The sequence below is a fragment of the Rheinheimera soli genome, from assembly GCF_021290985.1.
Lineage (GTDB): Bacteria > Pseudomonadota > Gammaproteobacteria > Enterobacterales > Alteromonadaceae > Pararheinheimera > Pararheinheimera soli.
Genome location: NZ_JAJOYU010000080.1, coordinates 1 through 1,579, shown reverse-complemented (window position 1 = coordinate 1,579; position 1,579 = coordinate 1). Strand labels below are relative to the sequence as shown.

1 protein-coding gene is annotated in these 1,579 nt (G+C 50.0%); it reads left to right on the top strand.

What is annotated here, in order from left to right; all coding sequences use genetic code 11:
- Nucleotides 1-78 precede the first annotated feature (78 nt).
- Nucleotides 79-1,428, top strand: coding sequence for an IS1182 family transposase (locus LSG37_RS21065; RefSeq protein WP_233081970.1), 1,350 nt, complete (start codon nt 79-81; stop codon nt 1,426-1,428).
- Nucleotides 1,429-1,579: the final 151 nt, after the last annotated feature.

Here is a 1,579-nt window from a genome sequence, read left to right as displayed (position 1 = left end):
TCAGACTGCTGACAAAGGTCTGGACGTAGCTCCAGACCTTTGATCTAATAGAGTCAGTTCAACCAAGGACTGATATCTATGTTACGAGACACATCCCCCCAACAATACCAGCTTGAAATGGTCACTTTGGAGCAACTGGTTCCTAAAGACCATCTGGTGCGTAAGATTGATACCGCCATTGATTTCGAATTTATCCGCACAGAAGTGGCTCACTTGTATTGTAAAGACAATGGCCGTCCGGCGATTGACCCGGTGGTACTGTTTAAAATCATGCTGCTCGGTTATATCTTTGGCGTACCAAGTGAGCGGCGACTGATACAGGAAATCGAAGTCAATGTAGCCTATCGCTGGTTTTTGCGGTTGAGTCTGACCGATAAAGTACCGGATGCATCGACCTTAAGCCAGAACCGCATTCGCCGCTTTAATGGCACTGATGTATTTCAGCGTATCTTTGACCACATTGTGGAGCAGGCGATTTCCCGTCATCTGATAGGGGGTCGCACGCTGTACACCGACAGCACCCATTTAAAAGCCAGTGCGAACAAGGGCAAGTCCATCAATAAACTGGTGTCAGCCAGCACCTCGGCGTATATCAGGCAGTTGAATGAAGCGGTTGAGGAGGAGCGTAAAGTCGCCGGAAAAAAGCCGTTGAAGGAGAAGCAAGAACAGGTGTGTGAACTGCAATCTATCAAGAGCAGCACCACGGACCCTGACAGTGGATTTATGACACGCGAAGGCAAGCCACAAGGCTTCTTCTACCTGGACCACAGAACGGTTGACGGCAAACATGGCCTTATCACAGACACCTTTGCAACACCCGGCAATGTGCATGACAGTCAACCTTACCTCGCCCGATTAGACCGGCAACTGGAGCGCTTTGAGCTGAGCCCGGTAGCAGTTGGACTGGATGCGGGTTACAACACGGCTATGCTGTGCCACTTAATCCGGGAGCGGCAGATTGAACCTGTGATGGGGTATCGTCGACCAAATAAAGGCAAAGGGCTGCTACGTAAAAGTGCATTCAGCTATGAGAAAGACAGCAACAGCTACCGCTGCCCACACGGTCAGAGTCTCCTCTACACCACGACTAACCGTGATGGGTACCATGAATACAAATCAGACCCTGCACTTTGCAGAAACTGTCCGTTACTCAAACAATGCACGCGCAGTAAAAACCAGACCAAAGTACTGACGCGGCACGTGTATGAAGAAGCCAAAGAGGCCGCCAACCAGACGAGACTCAGTACCTGGGGTAAGAAAATCTATCAACGACGAAAAGAGACGGTAGAGCGTAGTTTCGCGGATGCGAAACAACACCATGGCCACCGGTATGCACGCTTCAGAGGATTGCAGAATGTACAGATGCAATGCCTGATGGCAGGCACCGCGCAAAACATCAAGAAAATGGCGTTGCTGCTGGCCGCCTGAGGAAGAGGCCCTTCAAACACCAGCTAAATCGACCACAGACACACGATTAGACCACTTCTGAACACCCCAACTTGTTACAATACTCAGTCGTTCAAATCATCGAACTTCAGCCGCCAATTGCCGTAACACTCGCCCTGAAAGTCCTAAAAAA